Here is a 25,623-nt window from a genome sequence, read left to right as displayed (position 1 = left end):
TTGGTCTTGGATCGGCGCTGTGGCAATTCGCTGACAGTTGTCGTTCATTCGGGAAATCGGCGGGTTTCGTACCATCGCCCGCATGAAACCGACTTCGTCGTCTCCTGGTTCACGGGCGTTGTCCGCGTCGCTGCGCGAAGTGCGCGAAGCGCGGAAGTTCGGGTTGCGCGAGCTGGCGCGGGCGCTGGAGGTGGATCCGCGGCTGCTGTCCCAGTGGGAGCTGGGGGTTCGGGTGCCGCCGGTCGAGGAGGTCGCGCGGATTCTCGGGTACCTGCGGGTGGATCGGGCCGTGACCAACCGGATCTTGTTCTTGGCCCAGCACGTGAAGGACCCCAACTGGCTGGACTCCAACCCGTCCGACCTGCCGTCGGCGCTCACCGGGGTGATGCAGTGCGAGCGGTCGGCGAGCGTGATTACCAACTGGTCCCCGCAGATCATTCCCGGACTCTTGCAGACCCCCGACTATGCCCGCGCTCTTCTTTCCGCCTCCGAAACCAAGGCTGAGGTTGTCGATGCGCGGCTGGTGGCTCGCTTGAAACGCCAGCGGATCCTCTCCGGATATGAGCCGGTGCGGCTCAAGGCCATCATGTCCGAACTGGCGATTCGTGAGGTGGTCGGCGAAGCAGGCACCATGTCCGACCAGATCGACCACCTGCTCACCTTAGCTGTTACATCTAACATTTCAGTTCGTATTGTGCCTGCGGACGTGGGCTATCACCCCGGCAAGATCGGCATGTTCGCCCTGTATGACTTCCCCGGCGATCCATCGATCGTGTTCCTCGAGCACCATCACGCCAGTGCCTTCGTCAACGAGTTGGAGGCTATCGCAAGCTACCGCAAGCTCGTTAAAGTCTTGCTGGACAAGGCATTGTCCGAAGACGCCTCACGAGAACTGCTTCGGGAGGCAGCGGGATAGTTCGGAGGCAGCGTGTTGACGTGGCGGAAGTCGAGCTATACCGCGAACATCGAATGTGTCGAGGTTCTCCTCGCCGAGACTGTCGGCGTGCGGGACACGAAGGCCCGTCACCTCGGCCAGCTCACCGTCTCGCGCGCCGCGTGGACCGCGTTGATCTCGGCGTGCTCAGTGGTGCAGCCACCCGGCGAACACCGCAGGTGAAGCCGCGATCAAACTGAAGCGGATCCACCTTCCGGCGAGCCCCGTCGTCAGGAAGGTCGCGAGCCGCATCCGCACGAGGCCGGCCAGCACGCTCGTCGCCATGAACGGCGGCAGGCCGACCAGGGAACTCACCCCATACGTGCCGGCCATCCAGTGCGGGTGCCGTTGGCACCGCTCCCGCAGCCCGTCGACCCAGCCGCGTATCCGCTTGGTCCGCAGCTGCCAGCGCACGCGCCGGGGCGTCATCAGGCGTTCTCTGTGCAACCGGTCGTGCAGCGGCTTCGGCAGCTTGATCGTCCCGCGCGCGGCCAGGTAGTACAGCGTCTTCCCGGCGATCTGCCCGACCGCCACCGCCGCCCCGAGCCACAGCCAGTGCAGCCCCGGCTGGCTCGCGCACAACCCGAGCAGGAAGACTTCGGCGTTGATCAGCGGCACGATGGCCGAGCCGAACGCGACGCCCAGCGTCAGCAGGATCCAGCTCATCGTGTCACCTCCGAAAATCGCTCGCGTTCTTCCAAGTTATCAGCCCGAAATCTCCGCGCACTGGTGTTGGCCCCACCTTTCGGCCGGTGGCCGGCACCAGAAGATCACCTGCCGGACGGCTTCCCGTCACCCTCCGCCGGAACACTGACGGGGTGGCCGCCGAGCAACCCCGTACGCCCGCTGACCGATTCGGCGCCCTCTGCCGGGCCGTCGTGCGGGTGCTGCCGCTGGGCCTGTCGCGGATCGTGGCGCCGACGTTCCTGGGCTTCTGCCTCATCAACGGCTTCACGTTCGGTGTCGATCTCGCGCTGCTGACCGTCTTCCACGGCGTGCTCGGCTGGCCGGTGTGGCTGGCGATCACGCTGGCGTACGTCTGCGCGTTCGGGCTGAGCTTCGCGCTGAACCGGACGTTCAACTTCCATTCCCACGCCGCCGTCGGAATCCAGCTCGCGCTTTACATAGTGGCGATTGCTGTCAATTACGCGGCGTTTCTGCTGGGTGTGGGGGCGGGGCTGACGGCGCTGGGCGTCGAATACCACGTCTCGCGGCTGGTGGCGGGCGCCTGCGAAGGCGTGTTCATGTACGCCGTGATGCGGTGGGTGATCTTCCGGGACTCAGGCGAGGCCGAGGTCGAGGGTGCCGGTGAGCCGGACCTCGCGCAGCGTGCGCTCGCCGGTGTCGAGGGTGCGGACGGTGCCGTCGGGGTTCCAGCCGGCCCGGCGGTAGAAGCCGAGGGTGGCGTGGTCGCCCTGGGCGACCCAGGCGATGCCGCGGGAGGCACCGTCGGCCCGCAGGCCCGCGGCGGCCGTCGCGAGTAGCCGTCCGGCGTGCCCGCGGCGTCCCCAGCGCGGCTCGACGAGCAGGGTGGCGATCAGACCGGTCGTCTCGGCGTCCTCGGGCAGGCTCCCGTCAGCCTGGGCGACCTCGTCTTCGGGCGCACGGCCGGCGACGCAGAAGCCGACGGTGAACTCGCCCTCGGTGGCGAGGTAGACGAGGCTGCCGGGGTAGTCGATGGTCTCGGTCCAGGTGCCGGCGAGGTCGGTGGCGTCCAGTTGCGCGAGGGCCTGCTTGCCGAGCAGGTCCTCGTAGGCGGCGTGCCAGGTTTCGCGCTGGATGCGGGCGATCTCCGCGGCGTCGGACAGATCGGCGGGACGGACGGCGGCGTCGCTCATGGTTGGTGAACTTAGCGGTCGCGGTTTTTGTCGGTGGTGGGTGGCACCATGAGGGTCACCATGCAAACGATCAGCGTCTCGACGGCCCGGAAGACGTTCCTGGCCGCACAGGGCTTCACCGACCCGCGTCCGTCCGGCGTGCCTTCGCGGCAGCACCTGAAACGGGTGTTGTCCCGGGTTCAGCTGCTGCAGCTGGACTCGGTGAACGTCGCGGTCCGGGCGCACTACATGCCGGTGTTCTCGCGCCTGGGCGCGTACGACCCGGCCTTGCTCGACGAGGCGGCGTGGGCGCACTCGGCGCGTCGCCCGCGGCTGCTGGTGGAGACGTGGGCGCACGAGGCGAGCCTGCTCCCGGTCGAGGACTGGCCGCTGATCCGTTCGGGCGCGAAGCGCGAGGGCTGGTGGCGGAACTACCGTCCGCTGGTGGAGAAGTCCCCGGGCCTGGTCGAAGAGATCCTGTCGGTGGTCAAGGAGCTGGGCCCGATCGGCGCGGGCGGCATCGAGCGGGCGGTGGAGGCGGACGCGCAGCGGCGCGGCCCGGGCTCGTGGTGGGAGCGCTCGGAGGTCAAGCGCGTCTGCGAGTACCTGTTCGGCATCGGCCAGCTGACCACGGGCACGCGGCGCTCGTTCGAGCGCCTCTACGACCTGACCGAGCGGGTGGTCCCCCCGGAGATCCTCGCCCGTCCGGTCTCCCCGGAGGAGGGGGCCCGGGGCTTGATTTCGCGTTCGGCGCGAGCGCTGGGGGTGGCTACGGAAACGGACCTGCGCGACTACTACCGCCTGGGACCCGCTCCGGCCCGCCAAGCGGTGGCGGAGCTGGTGGAGTCGGGAGAGCTGGAGCCGGTGGCGGTCCGAGGCTGGAAGGCGGTGGCGTACCGCCACACGGCGGCCCGGACGCCCCGGACGGTGACGGGCCGGGCGCTGCTGTGCCCGTTCGACCCGTTGATCTGGGAGAGGGCCCGGACGGAGCGGTTGTTCGGGTTCCACTACCGGATCGAGATCTACGTCCCGGAGCCGAAGCGGGTGTACGGGTATTACGTGTTCCCGTTCCTGCTGGACGGATCGTTGGTGGCCCGGGTGGACTTGAAGTCCGACCGCGCGGCGGGGGTCCTGCGGGTGCAGGGGGCGTTCGCGGAGGAGGGCGCGGACGTGGCCCGGCTGCTCCCGGAGCTGGCGGCGGAGCTGAAGCACATGGCGGAGTGGCTGGGGTTGTCGGCCGTGACGGTGGCTCCCCGCGGCGACCTGGCCCCGGCGCTGGCCCGGCTGGTCCGCTAGAACCTCACGGCGGCTTGGGATCCCGCGTTCGCGCGGTGCGATCCCCCACGGCGGGCCGGGACGCCGAGTGCCGAAGAAGCCGCCCGCACCGCGCGTCTGCCCCCGGCTGCCCCAAGGTCGCGAATGACTCATTCGGGACCTCCAAGGTCTCGAATGAGTCATTCGCGACCTCGCCGCGGCGGCTCGAACGAATCCTTCGGCCCCCGGATTTCCCGCGCAGCGCCGGTATTCCGCGCGAACGGGCCGTCCCCGGCATCCCTGCCGGGAACGGCCCGTCCTTCCCCCTGGATCAGCCCGCCGAGCGCGTCACCACAGCATTACCGGTGCCGGTCCGAGCGCGGACCTTCAGCTTCACGCCGCCCTCGGGTGCGCTGTCGGCCACGTCCAGCTCGCTGGACACCTTGCCGCCGCTGGACGTCAGGTCCACCTCGGCGGACGTCCCGCCGCGGATGCCGATCCGGACCTCGCCGGAGCCGGTGATCAGGTCGAGCGAGCCCGATGCGGCGTCGGCCACCGACAGGTCGCCGCTGCCCGTGCGGGCCATCACTTCGCCGGACACCGCGCCCAGCCAGACGTCGCCCGTGCCGGTGGCCAGCGTGGCGGACCCGGTGATCGACGACGCCTCGACGTGGCCGCTGCCGCTGCGCAGCTGCAGCCCGCCGAGCGTCGGGCCGAGCTTGACGGCGCCGCTGCCCGTGCGGATCGTGGCCGAGCCGTCGGCGCGGTCGAGCTTCACCTCGCCGGAGCCGGTCAGCAGGTCGACGCGGCCGGCCGAGCCGGTCACCGTGACGTCCGCCGCGCCGGCCCGCACCTCGACGTGCGAGCCCGCCGGCGCGTGCACCTTCACCGCGAGGGCGACGTTCCGCAGCTGCCACGCCTTCGGTGCCTGCACGACCAGGCGGTTGCCGAGCTTCTCGATCCGGCTCTGCCGCACCGCCTCGGCGGGGGAGGCTGCCGGGTCGACGCCCAGCTGGTCGCCGAAGCGTTCGCCGACCCAGGACAGCAGGTTGTTCACCCCCGTGACCCACGGTTGCTGCTCGCCCTGGTCGTGCCGCAGCTCCACGCGCGCGCCGGAGTCCCCTTCGAGGACGACCTCGACGCGGCCGATCGTGACGCTGATGTCCAGCTCCAGCGGGACGTCGGTCTCGAACTCGTCGATCCGGACCAGTTCGTCGTTCGGCTCTTCGGCCGGTGTGGTCCGTTCTTCACTCATCGTCTCGTCCCCTCAGCCTTCGACCCAGCCGTGCAGGTGCGACCCGGTGCCGCCGCCCTTGCCGTGGTGCTTGTGGCTCCCGCCACCGAGCGCGCCGTGCCCGAGCGCGCCCTGCACCGCCTGCGAAACGAACGTGTTCAGCGAGACGCCCTGGGCCGCCGCCGCCCGCTCGGCCTGGCCCTTGATCTGCTCGACCAGCCGGAGCGTGATCCGGCTGATGTCACCGCCGTCGATCGGTGGTGGCGGCGTGGTGTCACGTGGTGTCGCGCGCGACGTCGTCTCCTCGGCGTCGCCGGTGACGACCACGCGGACGTCCCGGCCGTCGAGCCGGACGTCCACCACCTGGCCCGGCAGTGCGGCCGTGACCTCGGCGGCGAGGTCGGCGAGGGCGTTCATCAGGGTCAGGCGGACGGCGGGTTCGAGCGCGGAAGACAGCAGCGCGGCCGCCCGCCGGGTGTGCTCGTCCCCGGCGGCAGCCGTGTTCGCGAGGTCCTCGCGAAGGTTGGCGATGTACGGCGTCAGGTCCATGACACCACTATGACGTCATTCGTGGTGTCGGTCAAGGCGGCTGTGATGTCACGTGTCCCCCGCTGGTGATCGGCCTCACGTGGTTAGGCTGCGCGGGAGCCGGGAGAAGGAGTGCTGACGTGACCGCAACCGTGTCACCCAGAGTGCAGCTGATCGCGAAGACCGAGTTCTTCCCGCCCGAGGACGTGCCGTGGTCGACCGACGCGGACGGCGGCGAAGCGCTCGCCGAGTTCGCCGGCCGCGCCTGCTACCAGTCGTGGAAGAAACCGAACCCGGCCACCGCGACGAACGCCGGCTACCTCGAGCACATCATCGACGTCGGCCACCTTTCGGTGCTGGAGCACGGTTCGGTGACCTTCTACATCACCGGCATCTCCCGGTCGCTGACCCACGAGCTGATCCGGCACCGCCACTTCTCCTACTCCCAGCTCTCGCAGCGGTACGTCCCGGAGCGCGACGCCGAGTTCGTCGAGCCGGAGGTGATCGCGAACGACCCGGTGCTGCACGAGAAGTTCGTCGCGGCGACCCGGGCGAGCGTCGACGCCTACACCGAGCTGCTGGCCGGGCTCGAGGAGAAGTTCGCCGACGTCCCGAGCGCGACCCTGCGCCGCAAGCAGGCCCGCCAGGCGGCCCGCGCCGTGCTGCCGAACGCGACGGAGACGCGGATCGTCGTGACGGGCAACTACCGCGCCTGGCGCCACTTCGTCGCGATGCGCGCCACCGAGCACGCCGACGTCGAAATCCGCGAGCTGGCCGTGGAGTGCCTGCGGCAGCTGCAGAAGGCCGCGGCGAACGTGTTCGCCGACTTCACCATCTCGACGCTGCCGGACGGCACCGAGATCGCCACGAGCCCGAAGGTGCTGGAAGGCTGATGAAGCGACTCGCGATCGACGTCCGTCCCGGCGAGTACGCCGTCGTGCGGCTGCCCGCGGACGCCCCGGTGCCCGCCGAGCTGTTCGAGCCCGGCGACGCCTTCGTGTCGGTGACCCGCACGCCCGAAGAGCTCTCGGTGATCTGCCCGGCCGGCCGCGAGCCGGCCGGAGCCACGGCAGCCGAGGACGGCTGGCGGCTGCTGTCGGTCCGCGGGCCGTTGGAGTTCACGCTCACCGGCATCATCGCGGCGCTGGCGTCCGAGCTGGCCGCGGCCGGGGTGGCGCTGTTCTCGATGTCGACGTTCGACACCGACCACATCCTGGTCCGCGCGACCGACCTCGGCCACGCGGTCACGGCGTTGCGCGAGTCGGGCCACGAGGTCGCCCACCCCTGACTTTTCGGTCACCCCCAACCGGGGTATCCGGGGTCGAGGGGTGGGAGCCATCACCCTTGAAAAACAAAGTTCGGCACGCCTAAACTCCGGTTTAGGGTCCCCGACATCCGGTTTTCGAGAGGTGGGCGTCATGGCTGTGACCGAGGCTGTCCGGCCGAGACTGACGACCCGCCTGCGTACCGGGTCCGCCCTGCTCGGGCCCGCCTTCGTCGCCGCCATCGCCTACGTCGACCCCGGGAACGTCGCCTCCAACATCAGCGCCGGCGCCCGCTACGGCTACCTGCTGGTCTGGGTGATCGTCGCGGCGAACCTGATGGCCGTGCTCGTGCAGTACCTGTCGGCGAAGCTGGGCCTGGTCAGCGGAATGTCGCTGCCGGAGGCCCTGCGCGCGCGCCTGTCGCGGCGAGCGCGGCTGGCCTACTGGGCGCAGGCGGAAGTCGTCGCCATCGCGACCGACCTGGCCGAGGTCGTCGGCGGTGCGATCGCCCTCAACCTGCTCTTCGACCTGCCGCTCATCGTCGGCGGCCTGATCACCGGCGCGGTTTCGCTGACGCTGCTGGCGGTTCAGGACCGCGGCGGCCAGCGGACGTTCGAACGGGTCGTCACCGGGCTGCTCGCGGTGATCGCGGTCGGCTTCCTGGCGAGCCTGTTCGTCGAGCCGCCGTCGGCGACCGAGACGTTCGGCGGCCTGGTGCCGCGGTTCGACGGCGCGGGCAGCATCCTCATCGCCGCCGCGATGCTCGGCGCCACGGTCATGCCCCATGCGGTCTACCTGCATTCGGGCCTGGTCCGCGACCGCCACGGCCGCCCGGACGGCGTCCGGCGCCGCCGCCTGCTGCGCGCCACCCGGGCGGACGTCGGCCTGGCGATGCTCCTGGCGGGCGCGGTGAACCTCGGCATGCTGCTGCTGGCCGCCACGAACCTCCAGGGCCAGGACGGCGTGGACAGCATCGAGGGCGCGCACGGCGCGGTGGCTTCGGCGCTCGGGCCCGGCATCGCGCTGATGTTCGCGATCGGCCTGCTGGCCTCGGGCCTGGCCTCGACGTCGGTGGGCGCGTACGCGGGCGCGATGATCATGCAGGGCCTGCTGCACAAGCGGATCCCGCTGGTCCTGCGCCGCCTGGTCACCCTCATCCCGGCGATCGTGGTGCTGGCTCTGGGCGCCGACCCGAGCGCGGCGCTGGTGGTGTCGCAGGTGGTGCTGTCGTTCGGAATCCCGTTCGCCCTGGTACCGCTGATCCGGCTGACGGCGGACCGTGATCTGATGGGGGAGGACGCCAACCGCCGGCTGACGACGGTGGCGGCCTGGGTGATCGCGGCGATCATCATCGCTCTCAACCTGGTGCTCGTCTACCTCACGTTCACCGGTTGACCGACGAAACGGGAAGCGCGGCCATGGCCTGGATCTTCGCCCTCAACGCCGAATGCGGGAAGCGCGAGACCCACGCCCGTGACCTCGCGCGCCACTTCGACGGCTGGCAAGCGGGTGTCTTCGAGAACGAAGGCGCCTGGTGGTGCGGGGTCGCGCCCGAAGGCCTCAGCCGCACCGGCGTGAACTCCGCCGCGGAGGCGGAGGCCATGACCGCGGCCGGCCGCCGGCTCTACTGGCTGCTCCGGACGGCGCCGCCGGTCTACCGCTACGCCCTCGCCGGCGTCGAGACCGACCTGTTCCGCACCTACGACGAGCTCCTGGCGGAGAAGGACCTGACGACCTTCTCCGGGCTCGTCGTCAGCGAGGACATCTGGGCCGCGACCGGCCGGCGCGCCGAGTTCAGCGACTTCGCCCCCGGGTACCGGTGGCTGCCCTACCGCGGCGAAACCCACCGCTGAGTTCACGAATTCCGCGGAACCCGCGGCGCTCCCCGGCGGTCCGACTAGCATCTGCGCGACCGCCGCCAAAAGGAGCACCGTGACCGACGAACAGACCCGGCCCTACCCGCCGCAGGCGCCCATGACGCCTGGTCAGCGGGTCGTCGCGGGCCGCTACCTCCTGCTGGGCGAACTGGGCCGGGGCGGCATGGGTGTCGTGTGGCGGGCGCAGGACCAGGTGATCGGGCGGCAGGTCGCCGTCAAGGAACTGCGGCTGCCCGACGCCGAATCCGCCGCCGTCTTTTCCGAGCGCGCCCTGCGGGAGGTGCGCACCGGCGGGCGGCTCAACGACCCCGCCATCGTCACCGTCTACGACGTCGTCACCGACGGCGGCACCACCTTCATCGTCATGGAGCTCGTCGAAGCCCCGAGCCTCGCCGACCTCGTGCGGCAGCGCGGCCCGATGCCCGCCGCGCAGGCCGCGCAGCTGGGGGAGCGCGTGCTCGCCGCGCTGCAGGCCGCGCACGCCGCCGGGATCGTGCACCGGGACGTCAAACCGGCGAACATCCTCGTCGGGCCGGACGGCCGCGTGAAGCTCACCGACTTCGGCATCGCCCACGCCGTCGACGACCCGCGGCTGACCACCAGCGGCATGATCGTCGGCTCGCCCGCCTTCATGGCGCCGGAGCGCGTCGAGGGCCGCGAAGCGCTGCCCGCGTCCGACCTGTGGTCCCTCGGCGCGACGCTGTTCTTCGCCGTCGAAGGCTCGATCCCGTTCGAGCGCGCGACCACCGCCGCGACGCTGCACGCGATCATGACCGAGATCCCGTACCTGACCCGCGGCCAGGGCCCGATCGCCGCCGCGATCCTCGGCCTCCTGGTCACCAACCCCGACGCGCGGCTGACCGCGCCCCAGGCCCTGAACCTGCTGACCACGGCGCAGGGCGTGCGGCCCACCCCGCCGCGCGGCACCGCGATGCTCGGCGCCCCCGCGCCGCAGCCGCCGAAGAAGACCCACCGCGCCCGGTGGCTCACGGCGGCCGCCGTGCTGGTCGTGGCGGCCCTGGTCGGCGGCTTCTTCGCGGGCAAGGCGTTCGAAACCCCCGCGCCGGACGCCCAGAAGCTGCCCACGATGACCTTCGGCCTCGCCGGTCAGATGCGGGTGGACGCCAGCTCCAGCTACCAGTGCTACAACGCGCCGGTCCAGGACGGCGGTGTCATCAGCGACGAGAACGACGGTGACTGCAAGGAGAGCCACACCCTCGAGCTCTACGACTCCGGGGACGCCATCGGCACCACGAACTGGTCCGACAGCGACGCGGAGATCGCCGCCTACCCGGGCCTCGAAGCCGTCACGGCGGTGGCCGAAGCCCGCTGCGCGGCCGCCTTCCGCTCCTCGATCGTCCCCGCCGGCCAGCGCGACAGCCTCCGGTACCGGGCGCTCGTCCCGACCCAGGGGGAGTGGCAGAGCGTGCCCGACAAGCCCGGCGAGTACCCGACGCGCGAGTTCTACTGCGCGCTTTCCAAGGCCGACGGCGGCCCGATCTCGGCCCCGATCGTGACCAAGGTCAAGTAGAAGTTCCGCGACGAACGGCCGGTCCCGGGAAATCCTCCTGGTGACCAGGTCGGCGCGGTTTTCGTCGGACCGGCGAGGTACCGTCTCCCCATGTCCAACCCACCTACCACAGGCAGTTCGGGGGACCGGGTGGCGGAGCCCCCGGCCCGGAGCGAAGCTCCGGTTGTTGCAGCAGCGCCCGGACGGCCGTTCGGGCGCGTGCTCACCGCGATGGCCACCCCGTTCGACGCCGACGGCGCACTGGACCTCAAGCGGGCGCAGGAGCTGGCCGAGCACCTCGTGGAGCTGGGGAACGACGGCCTCGTGGTCAACGGCACCACCGGCGAGAGCCCGACCACGAGCGACGCGGAGAAGCAGGAGCTCATCCGCGCCGTGGTCGAGGCCGTCGGCGACCGCGCGACCGTCGTGGCCGGCGCGGGCACCAACAACACCGCGCACAGCGTCGAGCAGGCGAAGCAGGCCGAAGCGGCCGGGGCGCACGGCCTGCTGGTCGTCACTCCGTACTACTCGCGGCCCAGCCAGGCCGGGCTGTACGCGCACTTCACCACCGTCGCCGACAGCAGCGGGCTGCCCGTGCTGCTCTACGACATCCCGCCGCGCTCGGTCGTCCCGATCGAGGTCGACACGCTGCTGCGGCTGGCCGAGCACCCGCGGATCGTCGCGGTCAAGGACGCCAAGGGCGACCTGATCGCCGGCTCCGAGGTGATCGCCAACACCCACCTCGCCTACTACTCCGGTGACGACGGCCTGAACCTGCCGTGGATCTCGGTCGGCGGCGTCGGCGTGGTGAGTGTGATCGGTCACGTCGTCGCGGGCCGGATCCGCGCGATGATCGACGCCTACGAGAACGGCGACACGTCCACCGCGCGCACCAACCACCGCGCCATGCTGCCGGTGCTGCGCGCGATGTCGCGGGTCGGCGGGGTCGCCTTCAGCAAGGCGGCGCTGCGGCTGCGCGGCTTCGACATCGGCGAACCGCGGCTGCCGATCGTCGCCCCGAGCGCCGAGCAGACGGCCTTGATCGCCGCCGATCTTGCCCAGGGCGGCGTGCCGCTGGGCGACACGGCGGCCCAGGACTGGCATGGTGAGCGGGTGGCACAAGCAGATTCGCGAGCGGCCTACATCGCGCCGACCTCGCACACCAGCGTTGGGACCCTGCCTCGGTGAGCTCACTTCTCGTCGGCCCCGGCCCCACCAACGCCCCGCCCGTACTGCCCGAAGGAGCCCTGCGCGTCGTCGCGCTGGGTGGAATCGGCGAAGTCGGGCGCAACATGACCGTCTTCGAATTCGGCGGACGGCTGCTCATCGTCGACTGCGGGGTGCTCTTCCCCGAGGACGACCAGCCCGGCGTCGACCTGATCCTGCCCGACTTCCGCGCGATCGAGGACCGCCTCGACGACATCGAAGGGCTGGTGCTCACCCACGGGCACGAGGACCACATCGGTGCCGTCCCGTTCCTCCTGCGCCTGCGGCCGGACCTGCCGATCTACGGGTCGAAGTTCACCAACGCGCTGCTCGCGGCCAAGGCCAAGGAGCACCGGCAGCGGCCGAAGCTGATCGAGGTCCGCGAGGGCGAGCGCCGCGACGTCGGCGTGTTCAACCTCGAGTTCTTCGCGGTCAACCACTCCATCCCGGACGCGCTGGCGGTCGCCATCCGCACCCCGGCGGGCGTGGTCCTGCACACCGGCGACATCAAGCTCGACCAGCTGCCGCTGGACGGGCGCCTCACCGACCTGGCCGGCTTCTCCCGGCTCGGCGACGAGGGTGTCGACCTGTTCTGCGTCGACTCGACCAACGCCGAGGTCCCCGGGTTCGTCATGCCCGAGCGCGACATCGGCCCGGTCCTCGACGACGTCATCCGCAAGGTCGACCAGCGCGTGATCGTGGCCTGCTTCGCCAGCCACGTGCACCGCGTCCAGCAGGTGCTCGACGCGGCCCACCGGCACGGCCGCCGGATCGCGTTCGTCGGCCGGTCGATGGTCCGGAACATGGGGATCGCGACCGACCTCGGCCTGCTCAACGTGCCGGACGGCCTGCTCGTCGACCTCGACCAGGCGAGCACCCTGCCGGAGAGCAAGGTCCTGTTCGTCTCGACGGGTTCGCAGGGCGAGCCGCTCTCGGCGCTGTCGCGGATGGCGCGCGGCGAGCACCGGCAGATCTCGATCCGCGCGGGCGACACCATCGTGCTGGCCAGCTCGATGATCCCGGGCAACGAGACCGCGGTGTTCGGCGTGGTCAACGGCCTGACCCGGCTCGGCGCGAACGTCGTCCACCAGGGCAACGCCAAGGTGCACGTGTCCGGGCACGCGTCGGCGGGTGAGCTGCTCTACCTGTACAACGCGGTGCGGCCGAGCAACGTCATGCCGGTGCACGGCGAGTGGAAGCACCTGCGCGCGAACGGCGAGCTGGCCATCCGCACCGGCGTCGCCCCGGAGAACGTGGTCATCGCCGAAGACGGCGTGGTCGTCGACCTGGTCGACGGCAAGGCGTCCCGCACCGGCCGCGTCGAGGTGGGCCACGTCTACGTCGACGGCCTGTCGGTCGGCGACGTCGGCGAGTCGACCCTGTCCGACCGCCTGGTTCTCGGCGAGGGCGGGTTCATCTCGATCAGCGTCGCGGTGGACTCCAGCACCGGCCGTCCGGTCAGCAGCCCGTCGGTGTCCGGCCGCGGCTTCTCCGACGACCCGAAGGCGCTCGCCGCCGTCGTGCCGCTGGTGGAGATGGAGCTGGCGCGCACGGAGGCCGAAGGCATCACCGACACGCACCGGATCGCGCAGGCGGTCCGCCGGGTGGTGGGCCGCTGGGTGGCCGACACGTACCGCCGCCGCCCGATGATCGTCCCGACGGTCATCCCGGTCTAGCCCCCACCCTGCCCCAAGCGCCCCAATGTGGCGTTGGTTGCGTCTGACGCACCCAATGTGGCGTTCGGTGCGTCAGACGCACCGAACGCCACATTGGGGCGCTTGAGCAAGGCGTTAGTCCGTCTGGACCACGAACCGCCGGTTCGCCGCGGGATAGCCTTGATCCCACCCCGCCTCGCGCAGAGAGGCCGCGCCGATGGGACGTCATTCGGACGGCAGACGACGCCGGCTGCTCGTGCCCGCCCTGGCGACCGGCCTGGTGCTCGTCCTCGGTGCCGCGGCTTGGGTGACCGTGACGACCGTGCGGTCCCGGCCGTCGTGCGAGCAGCCCGCGAAGGTCCTCGTCACCGCGTCCGCCGACATCGCGCCCGCGTTGTCGCTCGTCGTCCACGACCTCGACCTGCGGTGCGGCAGCATCGAGATCCAGACGCGGGAAGCGACGCAGGTGGCCGAGCGGCTCGCCCTGTCCGACGGCAGCCCGCGGCCGCAGGTCTGGGTGCCGGATTCCACGCTCGCGCTGCGCCGCGCCCACCAGCTCGGCGCCGCCGACGTCCCGGAGACCGGGGCTTCGGTGGCGAGCTCGCCGGTGGTGCTCGCGGTCGCCGCGGACGTCGCCAAGGGCCTCGGCTGGCCCGATCACGCGCCGACGTGGGCGGAGGCGCTGGCCGCACCGGGTGTCATCCCGGGCATGCCCGACCCGGCCCGCGACCCGGTCGGCGTGACGGCGCTGCTCGGGCTGCGCGAGAGCGTCAAGGCGGCGCCCGAGCCGTCGGCCGCGTACGTGGCGTTGCTGCGGCGGTTCTCGGCCAACACGCTCGGCGCGGAGACGGACTTGATCGCACGGCTGCCGGGCTCGAGCGACGGCGGCGGCACGGCCGCGGTGACGGCGTTCCCGGCGTCGGAGAACGCCCTGCTGCGCCACAACATCGAGGACCCGAAGTCGCCGCTCGTGGCCGTCTATTCGACGGCCGTGCCCACCCTGGACTACCCGTTCGCCGAGCTGGGCGGGATCACACCGCAGCAGCGCCCGATCGTCCGCGCCCTGCGCGACGCGGTCCTCGGCGACGCGGGAGCGGAGGCGATCGCGAAGACGGGCCTGCGCGCGGCGGGCGGCCAGGCGCTGAGGGACCACGCCGACGACCCGAGGGTGTCACCGCCGGGCATCCGCGTCGCGAACCTCCCACCCGCGGCCGCCGTCGACGAGCTGCTCAACCAGTGGGCCGGCATCAACCTCAGCGCTCGGGTGCAGGTGCTGATCGACGTCTCGGGGTCGATGAACGCCCAGGTCCCGGGAACCGGGCTGGACCGCATGCAGGTGACGATGCAGGCGGCGGCGAAGGCGATGCACCTGTTCAAGCCGGCGACCCAGCTGCGCATGCTGACGTTCTCGACCCGCCTCGACGGCGACAAGGACTACCGCGAGCTGCTGCCGATGGCCCCGGTGGCCCAGCACCTGGCGGGCGGCGCACTGGACCGGCTGGCCCAGGTGAAAGCCACCCCGGACGGCGGAACCGGGCTGTATGACAGCGTCTTGGACACGTACCGCACGGCGCGCCGGGAGTGGGAGCCGGGCCGGTTGAACCTGGTGATCGTGATGACGGACGGCCGCAACGAGGACGCGCACAGCGTGTCCCGCCCGGAGTTGCTGGCCGAGCTGGCGAAGCTGCAGGACCCCCGCCGCCCGATCCCGTTGATCGGCGTGGGCATCGGCCCGGACGCGGACAAGGCCGAACTGACCCAGCTGACCGCGGCAACGGGAGGCCAGGCCTTCGTGGCCCCGGACCCGGCCAAGATCACAGACGTCTTTTTCGCAGCCCTGTCCCGAATAGCCGGCGGCTAGCGACGAGCCCCGCCGGGCATCACGCGTGTCCAGAGGGGCATCACGCGTGTCTCCAAGGGCATCACGCGTGATCAGCGGGGCATCACCGCGATGCCCCTTCAATCACGCGAGATGCCCCGCCAATCACGCGAGATGCCCCGCCAATCACGCGAGATGCCTCTTCAATCACGTGTGATGCCCGTCGGCGCACGGCTGGATCGGCGGCGGATGAGGGCGTAGACCGCCAGAATCACCGCCAGGCTGATCAAACTCAGGTACAACTGCGCCCGGGTGTCCTCGTCGACGAACAGCATCGATGCCACCACCACCAGCGTCAGGACCAGCGTCACCCAGCTCAGCCACGGGTATCCCCACATCCGGAGCTTCAGCTTCTCCGGCGCCGAAGCTTCGAGAGAACGGCGCATCCGCAGCTGCGAGCCGCAGATGATGGCGTACACGAACAGCGCCACCGCGCCCGCCGAATTGATGATGAAGTAGAAGATCTTGTCCGGGGACACGTAGCTCATCAGCACCGCCAGGTACCCGACCGACGTCGACGCCAGGATCGCCTTCCACGGCACGCCCCGCGCGTTCGTGTGCGACACCCACGCCGGTGCCCACCCGTGGCGCCGCAGGGCGAACAGCATCCGCGATGCCGTGTACAGCCCCGAATTCAGCACCGACAGCGCCGCCGTCAGCACCACCGCCGACACGATCGTCGACGCCGCCGGGACGCCGAAGCGGCCGAACGCCGCCGCGAACGGGCTCGTCTCGCTCGGGATTTCGCGCCACGGCGTGATCATCACCAGCAGCGCCACCGAGCCGACGTAGAACACGATCACGCGCCAGACGATCGTCGACGTCGCCTTCCGGACCGCCGTCTCCGGCTGGTCGGACTCCGCCGCCGCGATCGTGACGATCTCCGCGCCGAAGTACGAAAAGATCACGATGACCACGCCGTGCACCACCGAAAACGGCCCGTTCACGACGAAGCCGTCGAGCCCGATGTTGCCGACCGAGAAGTGCGCGTCCGGCCAGAGCCCGAGCACGAACAGCGCCCCGAGCACCAGGAACACCACGATGGTGGCGACCTTGATCGACGCCAGCCAGAACTCCGTCTCGCCGAACGACCGCGCCGACGCCAGGTTCGTCGCCGTCAGCAGCAGCATCAGCCCCAGCGAGAACACCCACTGCGGCACGCCGGGGATCCAGCCCTGCAGGATCTTCGCGCCCGCCACGGCCTCGAACGCGACCACGCCGACCCAGAAGTACCAGTACAGCCAGCCGATGGTGAAGCCCGCCCAGCCGCCGAGCGAGTCCCGCGCGTACTCCATGAACGAGCCCAGCGCCGGCGCGGCCGTCGCCATTTCGCCGAGCATCCGCATCACCAGTACGACGAGCAGCCCGCCGACGGCGTAGGAGAGCACAGCGGCCGGGCCGACGGTGTGGATCACCGCGCCGCTGCCGATGAACAGGCTCGCGCCGATGATGCCGCCGAGGGCGATCATCCGGACGTGCCGCTGCCGCAGATCGGGCCGCAGCCCGGATTTTGTCGCCAAGTGCCGCCTCCCGGGTGAGCAAGAATTCTCGCACCGGGACCCGATCCGGTGCAGGATTTGCGCAAGCTCAGCCGGTGAGGATCTCCGACTTCCGCTGCACGATGTACGCGCCGGCCAGCAGGATCGCCGACCCCAGCAGCTGCGGCCAGGCGAGCTCCTCGCCGAGCAGCACCCACGCCGCGACCGTCGTGATGACCGGCTCGACCAGCCCCAGCACACTGGCCACCGACGCCGGCAGGTGCCGCAGGGCCGAAATGCCGCAGACGTACGCCAGCACCGTCGCCACCAGCACCAGCAGGGTCAGCAGCAGCCACACCGGCGGCTGCCAGGCGCCGAACTCGACTTCCGCGCCGAGCAAGCCGACCGGCCACGTCCAAGGCGGCGCGACGAAGCAGATCGCGACGGCGCCGATCACCATGCCCCAGGTGACCAGGCCCAGCGGGTCGATGTCGGCCACCGCGCGTTCGCCGAGCAGGAAGTAGCCCGCCGAGCACAGCGCCGCGCCGAAGCCGGCCAGCAGGCCGAGCCCGTCGAGCGTGACGCCTTCCCAGACCTGGGCGACCAGTGCGAGCCCGACCATGGCGAGCGCGATGCCGCCCCACACCGCCCGCGGCAGCCGGTGCCGCCGCACGAACCGCACCCAGAGCGCGATGAGCACCGGCGAGACGAACTCCAGCAGGATCGCGATGCCGACCGGGATCCGGCCCGCAGCGACGAAGTAGAGCAGCTGCACGCCGGCCACGCCGAGCAGGCCGTAACCGACCAGCACCGGCAGCTCCGTCCGCCGGACCCGCAGCTTCCGCGGCGCCACCAGCACCACCCCGGCGAGCAGCACGGCGCCGGCCAGCGCGATCCGGGCCGCGGCCACCTGCTGCGGGGTGAACCCGGCGGACATCGCGGACTTGCCCAGGGTGCCCGACGTGCTGAAGAACAGCGCGGCGAGCAGGACGAGGGTGGTCCCGCGGCCGCGGTGGGCGACCCGGGGCGGCGCGAGGACGGGCAGCTCGGTGGTCACCGCCGCGACTCTAGAGGTCCCGACGTCACCGCCGAAACGATTTTCCCGGTTACTCGGCGCGCTTCAGGCCGGTCGCGACGTGCGTGGTGACGGTGGCCAGCCGCCGTCCCTGCAGGCGCAGGGCGTCGAGCGCGACGTCGTCCGGCGCCGCCGACTTGCGGGACACGAACGAGCCGCCGTACGGGTTGCCGGATTCCTTCAGGTGCGGGTCGGTGTAGCCGAGCGGCACGACGATCGCGCCCCAGTGGTAGAAGACGTTGTTGATGGCCAGCAGCGTCGACTCGAGCCCGCCGTGCGCGGTGGACGCCGTCGTGAACGACGTCGCGACCTTGTCCACCAGCTTCCCCTGCGCCCACAGGCCACCCGTGCTGTCCAAATAGGACTTGAGCTGGGCGGCGGGCCCGCCGAACCGGGTCGGGCTGCCGACGGCGAGCCCGTCGGCCCACTCGAGGTCACCGAGCGTGGCGGGCTCGTGGTGCGGGCCGGCGTCGACCCAGGCCTGCCAGCGCGGGTTCTGCGCGATCGCTTCGGCGGGCACGGTTTCCGGCACGGTCCGCACCCGCACGTCGGCGCCGGTCTCGCGCGCTCCCGCGGCGAGCGATCCGGCGAGGGCGGCGGTGTTCCCGGTGGAGCTGTAGTAGACGACGAGTATCCGTGTGCTCACGTCCGCCGACTCTAGGGTGCCGGGCCCCCGCGTCTCACAGTCTGGATGTCACAGAGCGGACGGCGGCTTCCAGGGGCTGACCGTGTCGGTGGGCCGCGTGGGGTCGTGGAAGCGGGGCCGGTCGAGCTCGTCGTGGCGCAGGGGGACGAGCCCGTCGGTGATCGCCTGCATGATCTTCGCGTGCGCGCGCACCCCGGCGCCCGGCCGCTGCGTGTCGATCCCGGACAGGTCGACGGGGTCGCCGAAGTGCACGCGGAACCGCGGGCGGCGCAGGGGAGCGCTGAGCCCCGAGCGGGCCAGCGGGATCAGGTCGGCCGGGCCGTTGACGGTCTCGGTGCCCCAGTAGACGGCCTCGTGCGCGCCCCACTGGCTGATCGGGATCACCGGCACGCCCGCCGCCAGCGCCAGCCGCGCCGCGCCGGTCTTGCCGCGCTCCGGCCACAGGCCCGGGTCGTGGCTGATCCGGCCCTCCGGGTAGACGATGATCGGCTCGCGCGTGGTCTTCATCGCCTCGACGGCCTCGGCGAACTGCCCGACGGCGGTCCCGGCGTGCTTGCGGTCGACCCGCAGGTGCCCGCTCACCCGCAACGCCGGCCCGATCACGGGCGCGTCGAGGATGCCGCCGGCCAGCATGAACCGCGGGTTGATGCCGATCCGCTTGCACGCGGCCATCAGCACGAACGCGTCGAACACCCCGATGTGGTTCGCGGCCATCAGCAACGGCCGTCCCCGCAGCTGCGCGGGCACCCGGCCGGTGACGGTCAGCCGCCCGACGAGGTTCACCAGCCCCCGGTCGATGTTCAGCATGGTCCGCCAGATGGCGGGAGCACGGCGGGGCGGTTCGGCGGTGCGCAGCGCGAGCATGGGGCAGAGCATGGCAGACGCCGATTTCACCCGTTTGCGCAACGGCCGGATCGGTTCACCCGGATGGCCGCTCAACCTCCGGTGTGAGGCAGAAGTTCACCCTGAGCCGAGAGTGGCGCACGGGACTAAGTGGCAATGCCGGTTAACGTTGAGACATGGCTGGGTCGGCGACGAGGAAGCGAAGCACGGGAAGCGGCGCGAAAGGGGCAGCGGCGCGTAAGCCGCGTACACCAGCGAAGCCCCGTACGTCACCCGCTCGCAAACCCGCCCCACGCTCCCGCCGCAAGACCCCCGGGCTCTTCGGCAGGGGCGTCCGCGGCACCTGGAACCTGCTGGCCAAGGGCCTGGGCACGCTGGCCCGCACGGTCGGCCGCACCCGCGAACTCGAGCCGGAACACCGCCGCGACGGCCTGGCGCTGGGCCTGATGGCCCTGGCCATCGTCGCGGCCGTCGGCGTCTGGTGGCGGGCGGCCGGGCCGATCGGGGCCGGGGTGGAGATCGCCACCCGGACCGTCCTCGGCGCCGGGGCCGTGACGCTGCCGCTGGTGCTGGTCGTCGTCGCCGTCGCGCTGATGCGGTCCGAGCCGCACCCGGAGACGCGGCCGCGGATGGTGGTCGGCACGATCATGGTCGTCCTGTCGGTGCTCGGGATGCTGCACATCTTCACCGCGCTGCCCGAGACCAACGACGGCCGGATGTACGCCGGCGGCATCGTCGGCGCCTTCTCCGGCGGCCTGCTCACCATGGGCGTCACCACCTGGGTCGCCGTGCCGCTGCTGATCCTCGCGCTGTTCTTCGGCGTGCTCGTGTTCACCGGCACACCGGTCCGCGAGATCCCGAACCGGCTGCGCCACTGGGGCCTCGACGAGGAAGAAATCGCCGAAGCCGAGGCGCTGCGCTCCGGCTTCGCCACCGACGAGGAAAAGGTCACCGAAGCCGATCCGAAGGCCGCGCGGCTGCGCAAGCCGTCGCGACGGCGTCAGAGCGGGGACGCCGGCGAGCAGCTGGACCTCGACGCCGCGCTCGCCGAAGCGCCGACGCCGATCAAGCCGCCGAAGGCCCTGCCCAAGCCGCCGCCGGCCGAGGTGCCCGAGAAGAAGCCGAAGAAGGCCCCGGAACCGCCGCTCGCGGTCACCCGCACGGTCGAAGGCGACTACCAGCTCCCGCCGCCCGACCTGCTGAAACTCGGCGACGCGCCGAAGTCCCGCAGCAAGGCCAACGACGCCATGATCGAGGCGATCACCGGCGTGCTGGAGCAGTTCAACGTCGACGCGCAGGTCACCGGCTTCACCCGCGGCCCGACGGTCACGCGCTACGAGGTCGAGCTGGGCCCGGGCGTGAAGGTCGAGAAGATCACCGCCCTGACCAAGAACATCGCCTACGCGGTGGCCACCGACAACGTCCGCCTGCTGGCGCCGATCCCCGGCAAGTCCGCGGTCGGCATCGAGGTGCCCAACTCCGACCGCGAGATGGTCCGCCTGGGTGACGTCCTGCGCGCGCCGTCCACGGTCAAGGACAACCACCCGATGGTGATCGGCCTCGGGAAGGACATCGAAGGCCACTTCGTCACCGCCAACCTGACGAAGATGCCGCACCTGCTGGTCGCGGGTTCGACCGGTTCCGGTAAGTCCAGCTTCGTCAACTCGATGCTGGTGTCGCTGCTCGCGCGCGCGACGCCGGACGAGTGCCGGATGATCCTGATCGACCCGAAGATGGTCGAGCTGACGCCGTACGAGGGCATCCCGCACCTGATCACGCCCATCATCACCCAGCCGAAGAAGGCGGCCGCGGCGCTGGCCTGGCTGGTGGAGGAGATGGAGCAGCGCTACCAGGACATGCAGGTCAACAAGGTCCGGCACATCGACGACTACAACAAGAAGGTGCGCTCGGGCGAGATCACCGCGCCGCCGGGGTCCGAGCGCGAGTACCGGCCGTACCCGTACATCATGGCGATCGTCGACGAGCTCGCCGACCTGATGATGACCGCCCCGCGCGACGTCGAGGACGCGATCGTCCGCATCACCCAGAAGGCCCGTGCCGCAGGTATCCATCTGGTCCTGGCCACGCAGCGGCCGTCGGTCGACGTCGTGACGGGCCTGATCAAGACCAACGTCCCCTCGCGGCTGGCGTTCGCGACGTCGTCGCTGACCGACTCGCGCGTGATCTTGGACCAGCCGGGCGCGGAGAAGCTGATCGGCATGGGCGACGCGCTGTACCTGCCGATGGGCGCCGGCAAACCGGTCCGCATCCAGGGCGCGTTCGTCGGCGACGAGGAAATTTCGGCGGTCGTCAACTACGCCAAGGAGCAGGCGCAGCCGGACTACCAGGACGGCGTCACGGCGCAGAAGGCGGGCGAGAAGAAGGAGATCGACCCGGACATCGGCGACGACCTCGACGTCCTGCTGCAGGCGGCCGAGCTGATCGTGACGTCCCAGTTCGGCTCGACGTCGATGCTCCAGCGCAAGCTGCGGGTCGGCTTCGCCAAGGCGGGCCGCCTGATGGACCTGCTGGAGAGCCGCGGCGTGGTGGGCCCGTCGGAGGGTTCGAAGGCCCGCGACGTGCTGATCAAGCCGGAGGAACTGGAGTCGGTCCTGTTCATGATCCGCGGCGGCGGCCCGGTGGACGCCGATCCGACCGACGACGAGTGAGCGGTGCAACCCGCGCTCGCCCGGTTCCGTCCTGAGCACGTGGACCTTCACCGATTCGCAGCCGGGCTCTTCGCCTTAGCCGTCGTCACCGTGGGCGCCGGGAGTGCGGTCGCAGCCGCGCCCGCGCCGCCCACGGTGCCGGCGCCGTCGACTGTCAGCGCCCCGGTCGGGCACGACGTCACCCTGCGTCTCGGGCAGGAGGCCGCCGTGCAGGGCAAGGACCTCACCGTGCGCTACACGCGGCTCGTCGCCGACTCGCGGTGCCGGCCCGGCATGCAGTGCATCTGGCAGGGGGAGGCGACCCTGGCGTTCCTGCTGAAGGAGCCCGGCCGCGGCGAGAGCACCACGGCCGAGCTGCACAGCGGCCCGCGCACCGGCCCGCAGGCGACGTCGTTCGCCGCCAGCCGGATCGAGCTGGTGTCGGTCAGCGAAGACGGCGGGGACGCCACCGTCCGGATCAGCTGAGCGGCGGGCTCAGCCGCCGAACTTGCGGACCGCCTGGTAGTACGTCCACGCCGCGCCCTTGCACGCCACGTTGGATCCGCAGACGCTCTTCAGGTCGGTGTAGAGGTTGTCGTCGATCTTCAGCCGGTTCGCCTCGGTGAAGCGGCCCTGCTTCTTGTAGTTGCGGTAGCCGAAGTCGTGCCGGTGGCAGCCCGGCAGGAACTGCCACCCGAACGGGGTGTCCGGTGACCACGAGCAGCCGTCGGACGACCAGTCGAGCTGGCCGGAGTACGGCGCCGAGTTCCGGATCGTTTCGAACCCGGACAGGGACGTCGAAAAGAGGTACTGGTCGGTGACCGCCGGAATGTCGACGGCCGCCGCGGTGCCGGTGCCCAGCAGGGCGCCCGCGCCGACAGAAACGGCCACCGTCACGGTGGCCCCCAGGTTCCGCAGTGTCGTGCGCATCGGTGTTTTCCTTGCCGATCGGGGACGAGTGCCCGATCAGCTTCGGGCCTGGCCGTGGCGCGCGTCACCGCCCGAAAGGAGGTTGTCGGGTGAATTTCCCCCTGAATTCGGCCCCTATGCGGGAATCGGCAAGCCGGCGTAGGGGTGCCTCAGAGCTCGAGCAGCATCCGGGAATTGCCCAGGGTGTTGGGCTTGACGTAGGGCAGGTCGAGGAACTCGGCGACGCCGGTGTCGTGCGACCGCCGCATCTCCTCGTAGACCTCCTGCGACACCGGGGTGCCATCGATCTCCACGAAGCCGTGCCCGGAGAAGAAGCTGGTCTCGAACGTCAGCACGAAGAGGCGTTTGAGACCCAGCTCACGCGCCTCGTCGACCAGCCGGGCGACGAGCACCCGCCCGACGCCCTGGCCGCGGACGGCCTTGTCGACCACCACGGTGCGCAGCTCGGCGATGTCCTCCCAGAGCACGTGCAGCGCGGCCGCGCCGACGACGTCGTCACCCACTTCGGCGACCCAGAACTCCTGCACCGCCTCGTACAGCGTGACCAGGTCCTTCTCCAGCAGCACCCGGCCCGCGTCCGAGTCGACCAGGGCCTTGATCTTGCGAACGTCGGCGATCCGGGCGCGGCGGACGGTCGGGCGGGGCGAGTCGGACGGCACGATCGTCCACCCTGCCACATCACCCGGCGCGCGCGGTGACACCACCGGGCTACGCCGTCGTCGGCCCGCCGGGGCCCGGCGGCTACCCTGAACGTCGTGCCTTCCCCTGCCACGGACCCAGCCGCCCCCCGCCGCGTCTCCCTGCTGACCCTGGGCTGCGCCCGCAACGAGGTCGACTCGGAGGAGCTGGCGGGCCGGCTCGCGGCCGGCGGCTGGGAGCTGGCGGCCGACCCGGACGAGTCCGACGTCGTGGTGGTCAACACCTGCGGCTTCGTCGAGTCGGCCAAAAAGGACTCCGTCGACACGCTGCTCGCCGCGGCCGACACGGGCAAGAAGGTCGTCGCCGTCGGCTGCATGGCGGAGCGCTACGGCCACGAGCTCGCCGACAGCCTCCCCGAAGCCGACGCGGTGCTGGGCTTCGACCACTACGCCCAGCTGTCCGACCGGCTCGACGACGTCGTCGCCGGCCGCAAGATCGCCTCGCACACGCCCGGCGACCGCCGCAAGCTGCTGCCGATCAGCCCGGTCCAGCGGCCCGCCGCCGCGGAAACCGTGGAGGTCCCCGGGCACGCGCAGCACGGCTGGGGCCCGCGGGTGCTGCGCACGCGCCTCGACGACTCGCCGGTGGCCGCGCTGAAGATCGCCTCCGGCTGCGACCGGCGCTGCTCCTTCTGCGCCATCCCGTCGTTCCGCGGCTCGTTCGTCTCGCGGCAGCCCGACGAGATCGTCGCCGAGGCGATGTGGCTGGCCGAGCACGGCGTCAAGGAACTGTTCCTGGTCAGCGAGAACTCGACGTCCTACGGCAAGGACTTCGGCCGCGACGGCGCCACCGCGCTGGAGCGGCTGCTGCCGCGCCTGGCCGGGATCGAGGGCATCGAGCGCGTCCGCGTCTCCTACCTGCAGCCGGCCGAGACGCGCCCGCAGCTGGTCAAGGCCATCGCGACCACGCCGGGTGTCGCCGAGTACTTCGACCTGTCGTTCCAGCACTCCAGCGAGCAGGTGCTGCGCCGGATGCGCCGGTTCGGCTCGACCGACTCGTTCCTCGCGCTGACCGCGCAGATCCGCGAGTACGCGCCCGAGGCGGGCATCCGGACCAACGTGATCGTCGGGTTCCCCGGCGAGACCGAGCACGACCTGGCCGAGCTCGAGCGGTTCCTCACCGGCGCGCGCCTCGACGCCGTCGGCGTCTTCGGCTACTCCGACGAGGACGGCACCGAAGCCGAGACCTTCGACGGCAAGCTCGACCCCGCGGTGGTGGCCGAGCGCGTCACCCGGATCTCCGCGCTGGTCGAGGAGCTGACCGCGCAGCGCGCCGAGGACCGGATCGGCACGTTCGTGGACGTCCTGGTCGAGCTGGACGACGACGGCGAGCTCACCGGCCGCGCGGCGCACCAGGCCCCCGAGGTCGACGGCGAGTGCATCATCCTCGACGCGCCGGAAAAGGTGCAGGTCGGTGACTTCCTGCGCTGCGAGGTCGTGGATTCGGCGGGCGTGGACCTGATCGTCCGCGCGGTCCCGGACGCCGACCGGTGAGTGCGCTCCCCAGCGACGCCGCCGACGAGGGCCTGACGCACGATGCCCCCGCCCAGGTCCCCGAGCCGACCCCGGTTCCGACGCTCAACGTCGCGAACCTCCTGACGCTCTCGCGGCTCGTCCTGGTGCCGCTGTTCATCGTCGCGCTGTTCGTCGGCGACGGGCACGACACGACCTGGCGCGCGCTCGCGACCGGGCTGTTCGCCATCGCCTCGGCCACCGACCAGCTGGACGGCTGGGTGGCCCGCAAGTACGGCCTGATCACCGACTTCGGCAAGATCGCCGACCCGATCGCGGACAAGGCGCTCACCGGCGCCGCCCTGGTCGGGCTGAGCGTGCTGGGCGAGCTCGGCTGGTGGGTCACGATCGTCATCGCGGTCCGTGAGATCGGCGTCACGCTGCTGCGGTTCTGGGTGATCCGCCACGGCGTGATCCCGGCCAGCCGCGGCGGCAAGGCGAAGACGTTGGCCCAGATCGCCGCGATCGTGGCGTACCTGCTGCCGCTGCCGGTGGGCGCGGACCCGGTCCGCTGGGCGCTGATGGGACTGGCGCTGGTGCTGACCGTGGTCACGGGCGTGGACTACCTGGTCCGGGCGGTCCGCCTCCGGGCGGCCGGGCGCCGGGTCACCGGGAGCTGAGCGTGACGCCGCCG

The 25,623-nt window shown here is 71.2% G+C and carries 25 protein-coding genes and 1 pseudogene; 16 read left to right on the top strand and 10 right to left on the bottom strand.

The features are described 5' to 3' along the window. Positions 1-82: 82 nt before the first annotated feature. Positions 83-916, top strand: coding sequence for a Scr1 family TA system antitoxin-like transcriptional regulator (locus Q5425_RS41215; protein ID WP_308677837.1), 834 nt, complete (start codon positions 83-85; stop codon positions 914-916). A 12-nt stretch (positions 917-928) separates the two neighbouring features. Beyond that, complete coding sequence (locus tag Q5425_RS41210) at positions 929-1,117, top strand: DUF397 domain-containing protein (RefSeq protein ID WP_308677836.1); 189 nt, start codon at positions 929-931, stop codon at positions 1,115-1,117. Here the strand turns inward: Q5425_RS41210 and Q5425_RS41205 are convergent. Next, entirely contained in the window at positions 1,082-1,600 is a 519-nt protein-coding gene (locus tag Q5425_RS41205) for a hypothetical protein (RefSeq protein ID WP_308677835.1), read from the bottom strand. The two genes, Q5425_RS41210 and Q5425_RS41205, sit on opposite strands and share 36 nt — an antisense overlap. Positions 1,601-1,686: 86 nt before the next feature. On the opposite strand from Q5425_RS41205, the pseudogene Q5425_RS41200 reads away from it, so the two are divergent. Beyond that, positions 1,687-2,148, top strand: a pseudogene (locus Q5425_RS41200) (GtrA family protein); the annotation flags it as partial. Between the two features lie 66 nt (positions 2,149-2,214). On the opposite strand, the gene Q5425_RS41195 reads toward Q5425_RS41200, so the two are convergent. Continuing rightward, a complete protein-coding gene (locus Q5425_RS41195) occupies positions 2,215-2,772 on the bottom strand; it encodes a GNAT family N-acetyltransferase (protein WP_308677834.1) in 558 nt (185 codons plus the stop codon). Positions 2,773-2,832: 60 nt separating this feature from the next. Here Q5425_RS41195 and Q5425_RS41190 point away from each other — a divergent pair, with 60 nt between their 5' ends. Next, positions 2,833-4,047: a DNA glycosylase AlkZ-like family protein gene (locus tag Q5425_RS41190; protein WP_308677920.1), complete on the top strand. Its 1,215-nt coding sequence runs from the start codon at positions 2,833-2,835 to the stop codon at positions 4,045-4,047. Between the two features lie 289 nt (positions 4,048-4,336). On the opposite strand, the gene Q5425_RS41185 is transcribed toward Q5425_RS41190, so the two are convergent. Both Q5425_RS41185 and Q5425_RS41180 read right to left on the bottom strand, forming a co-directional pair. Beyond that, the gene (locus Q5425_RS41185; protein WP_308677833.1) at positions 4,337-5,260 is read right to left on the bottom strand and encodes a DUF4097 family beta strand repeat-containing protein; all 924 of its coding nucleotides are present in this window, start codon (positions 5,258-5,260) and stop codon (positions 4,337-4,339) included. Positions 5,261-5,272: 12 nt separating this feature from the next. Continuing rightward, entirely contained in the window at positions 5,273-5,788 is a 516-nt protein-coding gene (locus Q5425_RS41180; protein WP_308677832.1) for a toxin-antitoxin system HicB family antitoxin, read from the bottom strand. Positions 5,789-5,907: 119 nt separating this feature from the next. Here Q5425_RS41180 and thyX point away from each other — a divergent pair, with 119 nt between their 5' ends. The 8 genes from thyX to Q5425_RS41140 all read left to right on the top strand — a co-directional run bounded on the left by thyX (position 5,908) and on the right by Q5425_RS41140 (position 15,141). Next, a complete protein-coding gene (gene thyX / locus Q5425_RS41175; protein ID WP_308677831.1) occupies positions 5,908-6,660 on the top strand; it encodes an FAD-dependent thymidylate synthase in 753 nt (250 codons plus the stop codon). Then, a complete protein-coding gene (locus Q5425_RS41170; protein ID WP_308677830.1) occupies positions 6,660-7,055 on the top strand; it encodes an ACT domain-containing protein in 396 nt (131 codons plus the stop codon). Before thyX ends, Q5425_RS41170 begins: the two co-directional genes overlap by 1 nt. A 130-nt stretch (positions 7,056-7,185) precedes the next feature. Next, the gene (locus Q5425_RS41165) at positions 7,186-8,427 is read left to right on the top strand and encodes an Nramp family divalent metal transporter (RefSeq protein WP_308677829.1); all 1,242 of its coding nucleotides are present in this window, start codon (positions 7,186-7,188) and stop codon (positions 8,425-8,427) included. Beyond that, positions 8,424-8,885 (top strand): hypothetical protein, encoded by a 462-nt coding sequence (locus tag Q5425_RS41160; RefSeq protein ID WP_308677828.1) that lies wholly within the window; start codon positions 8,424-8,426, stop codon positions 8,883-8,885. The genes Q5425_RS41165 and Q5425_RS41160 overlap by 4 nt, the downstream gene beginning before the upstream one ends. 79 nt (positions 8,886-8,964) lie before the next feature. Next, positions 8,965-10,440, top strand: coding sequence for a serine/threonine-protein kinase (locus Q5425_RS41155; RefSeq protein WP_308677827.1), 1,476 nt, complete (start codon positions 8,965-8,967; stop codon positions 10,438-10,440). Between the two features lie 210 nt (positions 10,441-10,650). Further along, positions 10,651-11,607: a 4-hydroxy-tetrahydrodipicolinate synthase gene (gene dapA / locus Q5425_RS41150; protein ID WP_396135366.1), complete on the top strand. Its 957-nt coding sequence runs from the start codon at positions 10,651-10,653 to the stop codon at positions 11,605-11,607. 44 nt (positions 11,608-11,651) lie between these two features. Continuing rightward, on the top strand, positions 11,652-13,301 hold the full coding sequence (locus Q5425_RS41145) for a ribonuclease J (RefSeq protein ID WP_396135365.1): 1,650 nt from the start codon (positions 11,652-11,654) through the stop codon (positions 13,299-13,301). Between the two features lie 196 nt (positions 13,302-13,497). Then, positions 13,498-15,141 (top strand): substrate-binding domain-containing protein, encoded by a 1,644-nt coding sequence (locus Q5425_RS41140; protein ID WP_308677824.1) that lies wholly within the window; start codon positions 13,498-13,500, stop codon positions 15,139-15,141. A gap of 161 nt (positions 15,142-15,302) precedes the next feature. Here Q5425_RS41140 and Q5425_RS41135 read toward each other — a convergent pair whose 3' ends face one another. The 4 genes from Q5425_RS41135 to Q5425_RS41120 all read right to left on the bottom strand — a co-directional run bounded on the left by Q5425_RS41135 (position 15,303) and on the right by Q5425_RS41120 (position 19,234). Next, the gene (locus Q5425_RS41135; protein ID WP_308677823.1) at positions 15,303-16,679 is read right to left on the bottom strand and encodes an amino acid permease; all 1,377 of its coding nucleotides are present in this window, start codon (positions 16,677-16,679) and stop codon (positions 15,303-15,305) included. A gap of 67 nt (positions 16,680-16,746) precedes the next feature. Then, the gene (locus Q5425_RS41130; RefSeq protein ID WP_308677822.1) at positions 16,747-17,694 is read right to left on the bottom strand and encodes an EamA family transporter; all 948 of its coding nucleotides are present in this window, start codon (positions 17,692-17,694) and stop codon (positions 16,747-16,749) included. A gap of 49 nt (positions 17,695-17,743) precedes the next feature. Further along, positions 17,744-18,358 carry an NAD(P)H:quinone oxidoreductase gene (gene wrbA, locus Q5425_RS41125; protein ID WP_308677821.1) on the bottom strand — a complete coding sequence of 205 codons (615 nt, stop codon included), beginning with the start codon at positions 18,356-18,358 and terminating at the stop codon, positions 17,744-17,746. Positions 18,359-18,406: 48 nt separating this feature from the next. Next, on the bottom strand, positions 18,407-19,234 hold the full coding sequence (locus Q5425_RS41120) for a lysophospholipid acyltransferase family protein (protein ID WP_308677820.1): 828 nt from the start codon (positions 19,232-19,234) through the stop codon (positions 18,407-18,409). 143 nt (positions 19,235-19,377) lie between these two features. Here Q5425_RS41120 and Q5425_RS41115 point away from each other — a divergent pair, with 143 nt between their 5' ends. Both Q5425_RS41115 and Q5425_RS41110 read left to right on the top strand, forming a co-directional pair. Continuing rightward, positions 19,378-21,870: a DNA translocase FtsK gene (locus Q5425_RS41115; RefSeq protein WP_308677819.1), complete on the top strand. Its 2,493-nt coding sequence runs from the start codon at positions 19,378-19,380 to the stop codon at positions 21,868-21,870. Positions 21,871-21,909: 39 nt separating this feature from the next. Then, positions 21,910-22,335 (top strand): hypothetical protein, encoded by a 426-nt coding sequence (locus tag Q5425_RS41110; RefSeq protein WP_308677818.1) that lies wholly within the window; start codon positions 21,910-21,912, stop codon positions 22,333-22,335. Positions 22,336-22,344: 9 nt separating this feature from the next. On the opposite strand, the gene Q5425_RS41105 is transcribed toward Q5425_RS41110, so the two are convergent. Then, positions 22,345-22,779: a phospholipase gene (locus tag Q5425_RS41105; protein ID WP_308677817.1), complete on the bottom strand. Its 435-nt coding sequence runs from the start codon at positions 22,777-22,779 to the stop codon at positions 22,345-22,347. Positions 22,780-22,928: 149 nt separating this feature from the next. Further along, complete coding sequence (locus Q5425_RS41100; protein WP_308677816.1) at positions 22,929-23,438, bottom strand: amino-acid N-acetyltransferase; 510 nt, start codon at positions 23,436-23,438, stop codon at positions 22,929-22,931. A gap of 96 nt (positions 23,439-23,534) precedes the next feature. Between Q5425_RS41100 and rimO the strand changes: the two genes are divergently transcribed. Further along, positions 23,535-24,971 carry a 30S ribosomal protein S12 methylthiotransferase RimO gene (rimO, locus tag Q5425_RS41095; RefSeq protein ID WP_308677815.1) on the top strand — a complete coding sequence of 479 codons (1,437 nt, stop codon included), beginning with the start codon at positions 23,535-23,537 and terminating at the stop codon, positions 24,969-24,971. Beyond that, positions 24,968-25,609, top strand: a complete 642-nt coding sequence (gene pgsA, locus Q5425_RS41090) for a CDP-diacylglycerol--glycerol-3-phosphate 3-phosphatidyltransferase (RefSeq protein ID WP_308677814.1) — start codon at positions 24,968-24,970, stop codon at positions 25,607-25,609. Before rimO ends, pgsA begins: the two co-directional genes overlap by 4 nt. Positions 25,610-25,623: the final 14 nt, after the last annotated feature.

The sequence above is a fragment of the Amycolatopsis sp. A133 genome, assembly GCF_031082405.1.
In the GTDB taxonomy this organism is placed as follows: domain Bacteria; phylum Actinomycetota; class Actinomycetes; order Mycobacteriales; family Pseudonocardiaceae; genus Amycolatopsis.
This window is presented reverse-complemented; position numbering and strand designations above follow the sequence as displayed.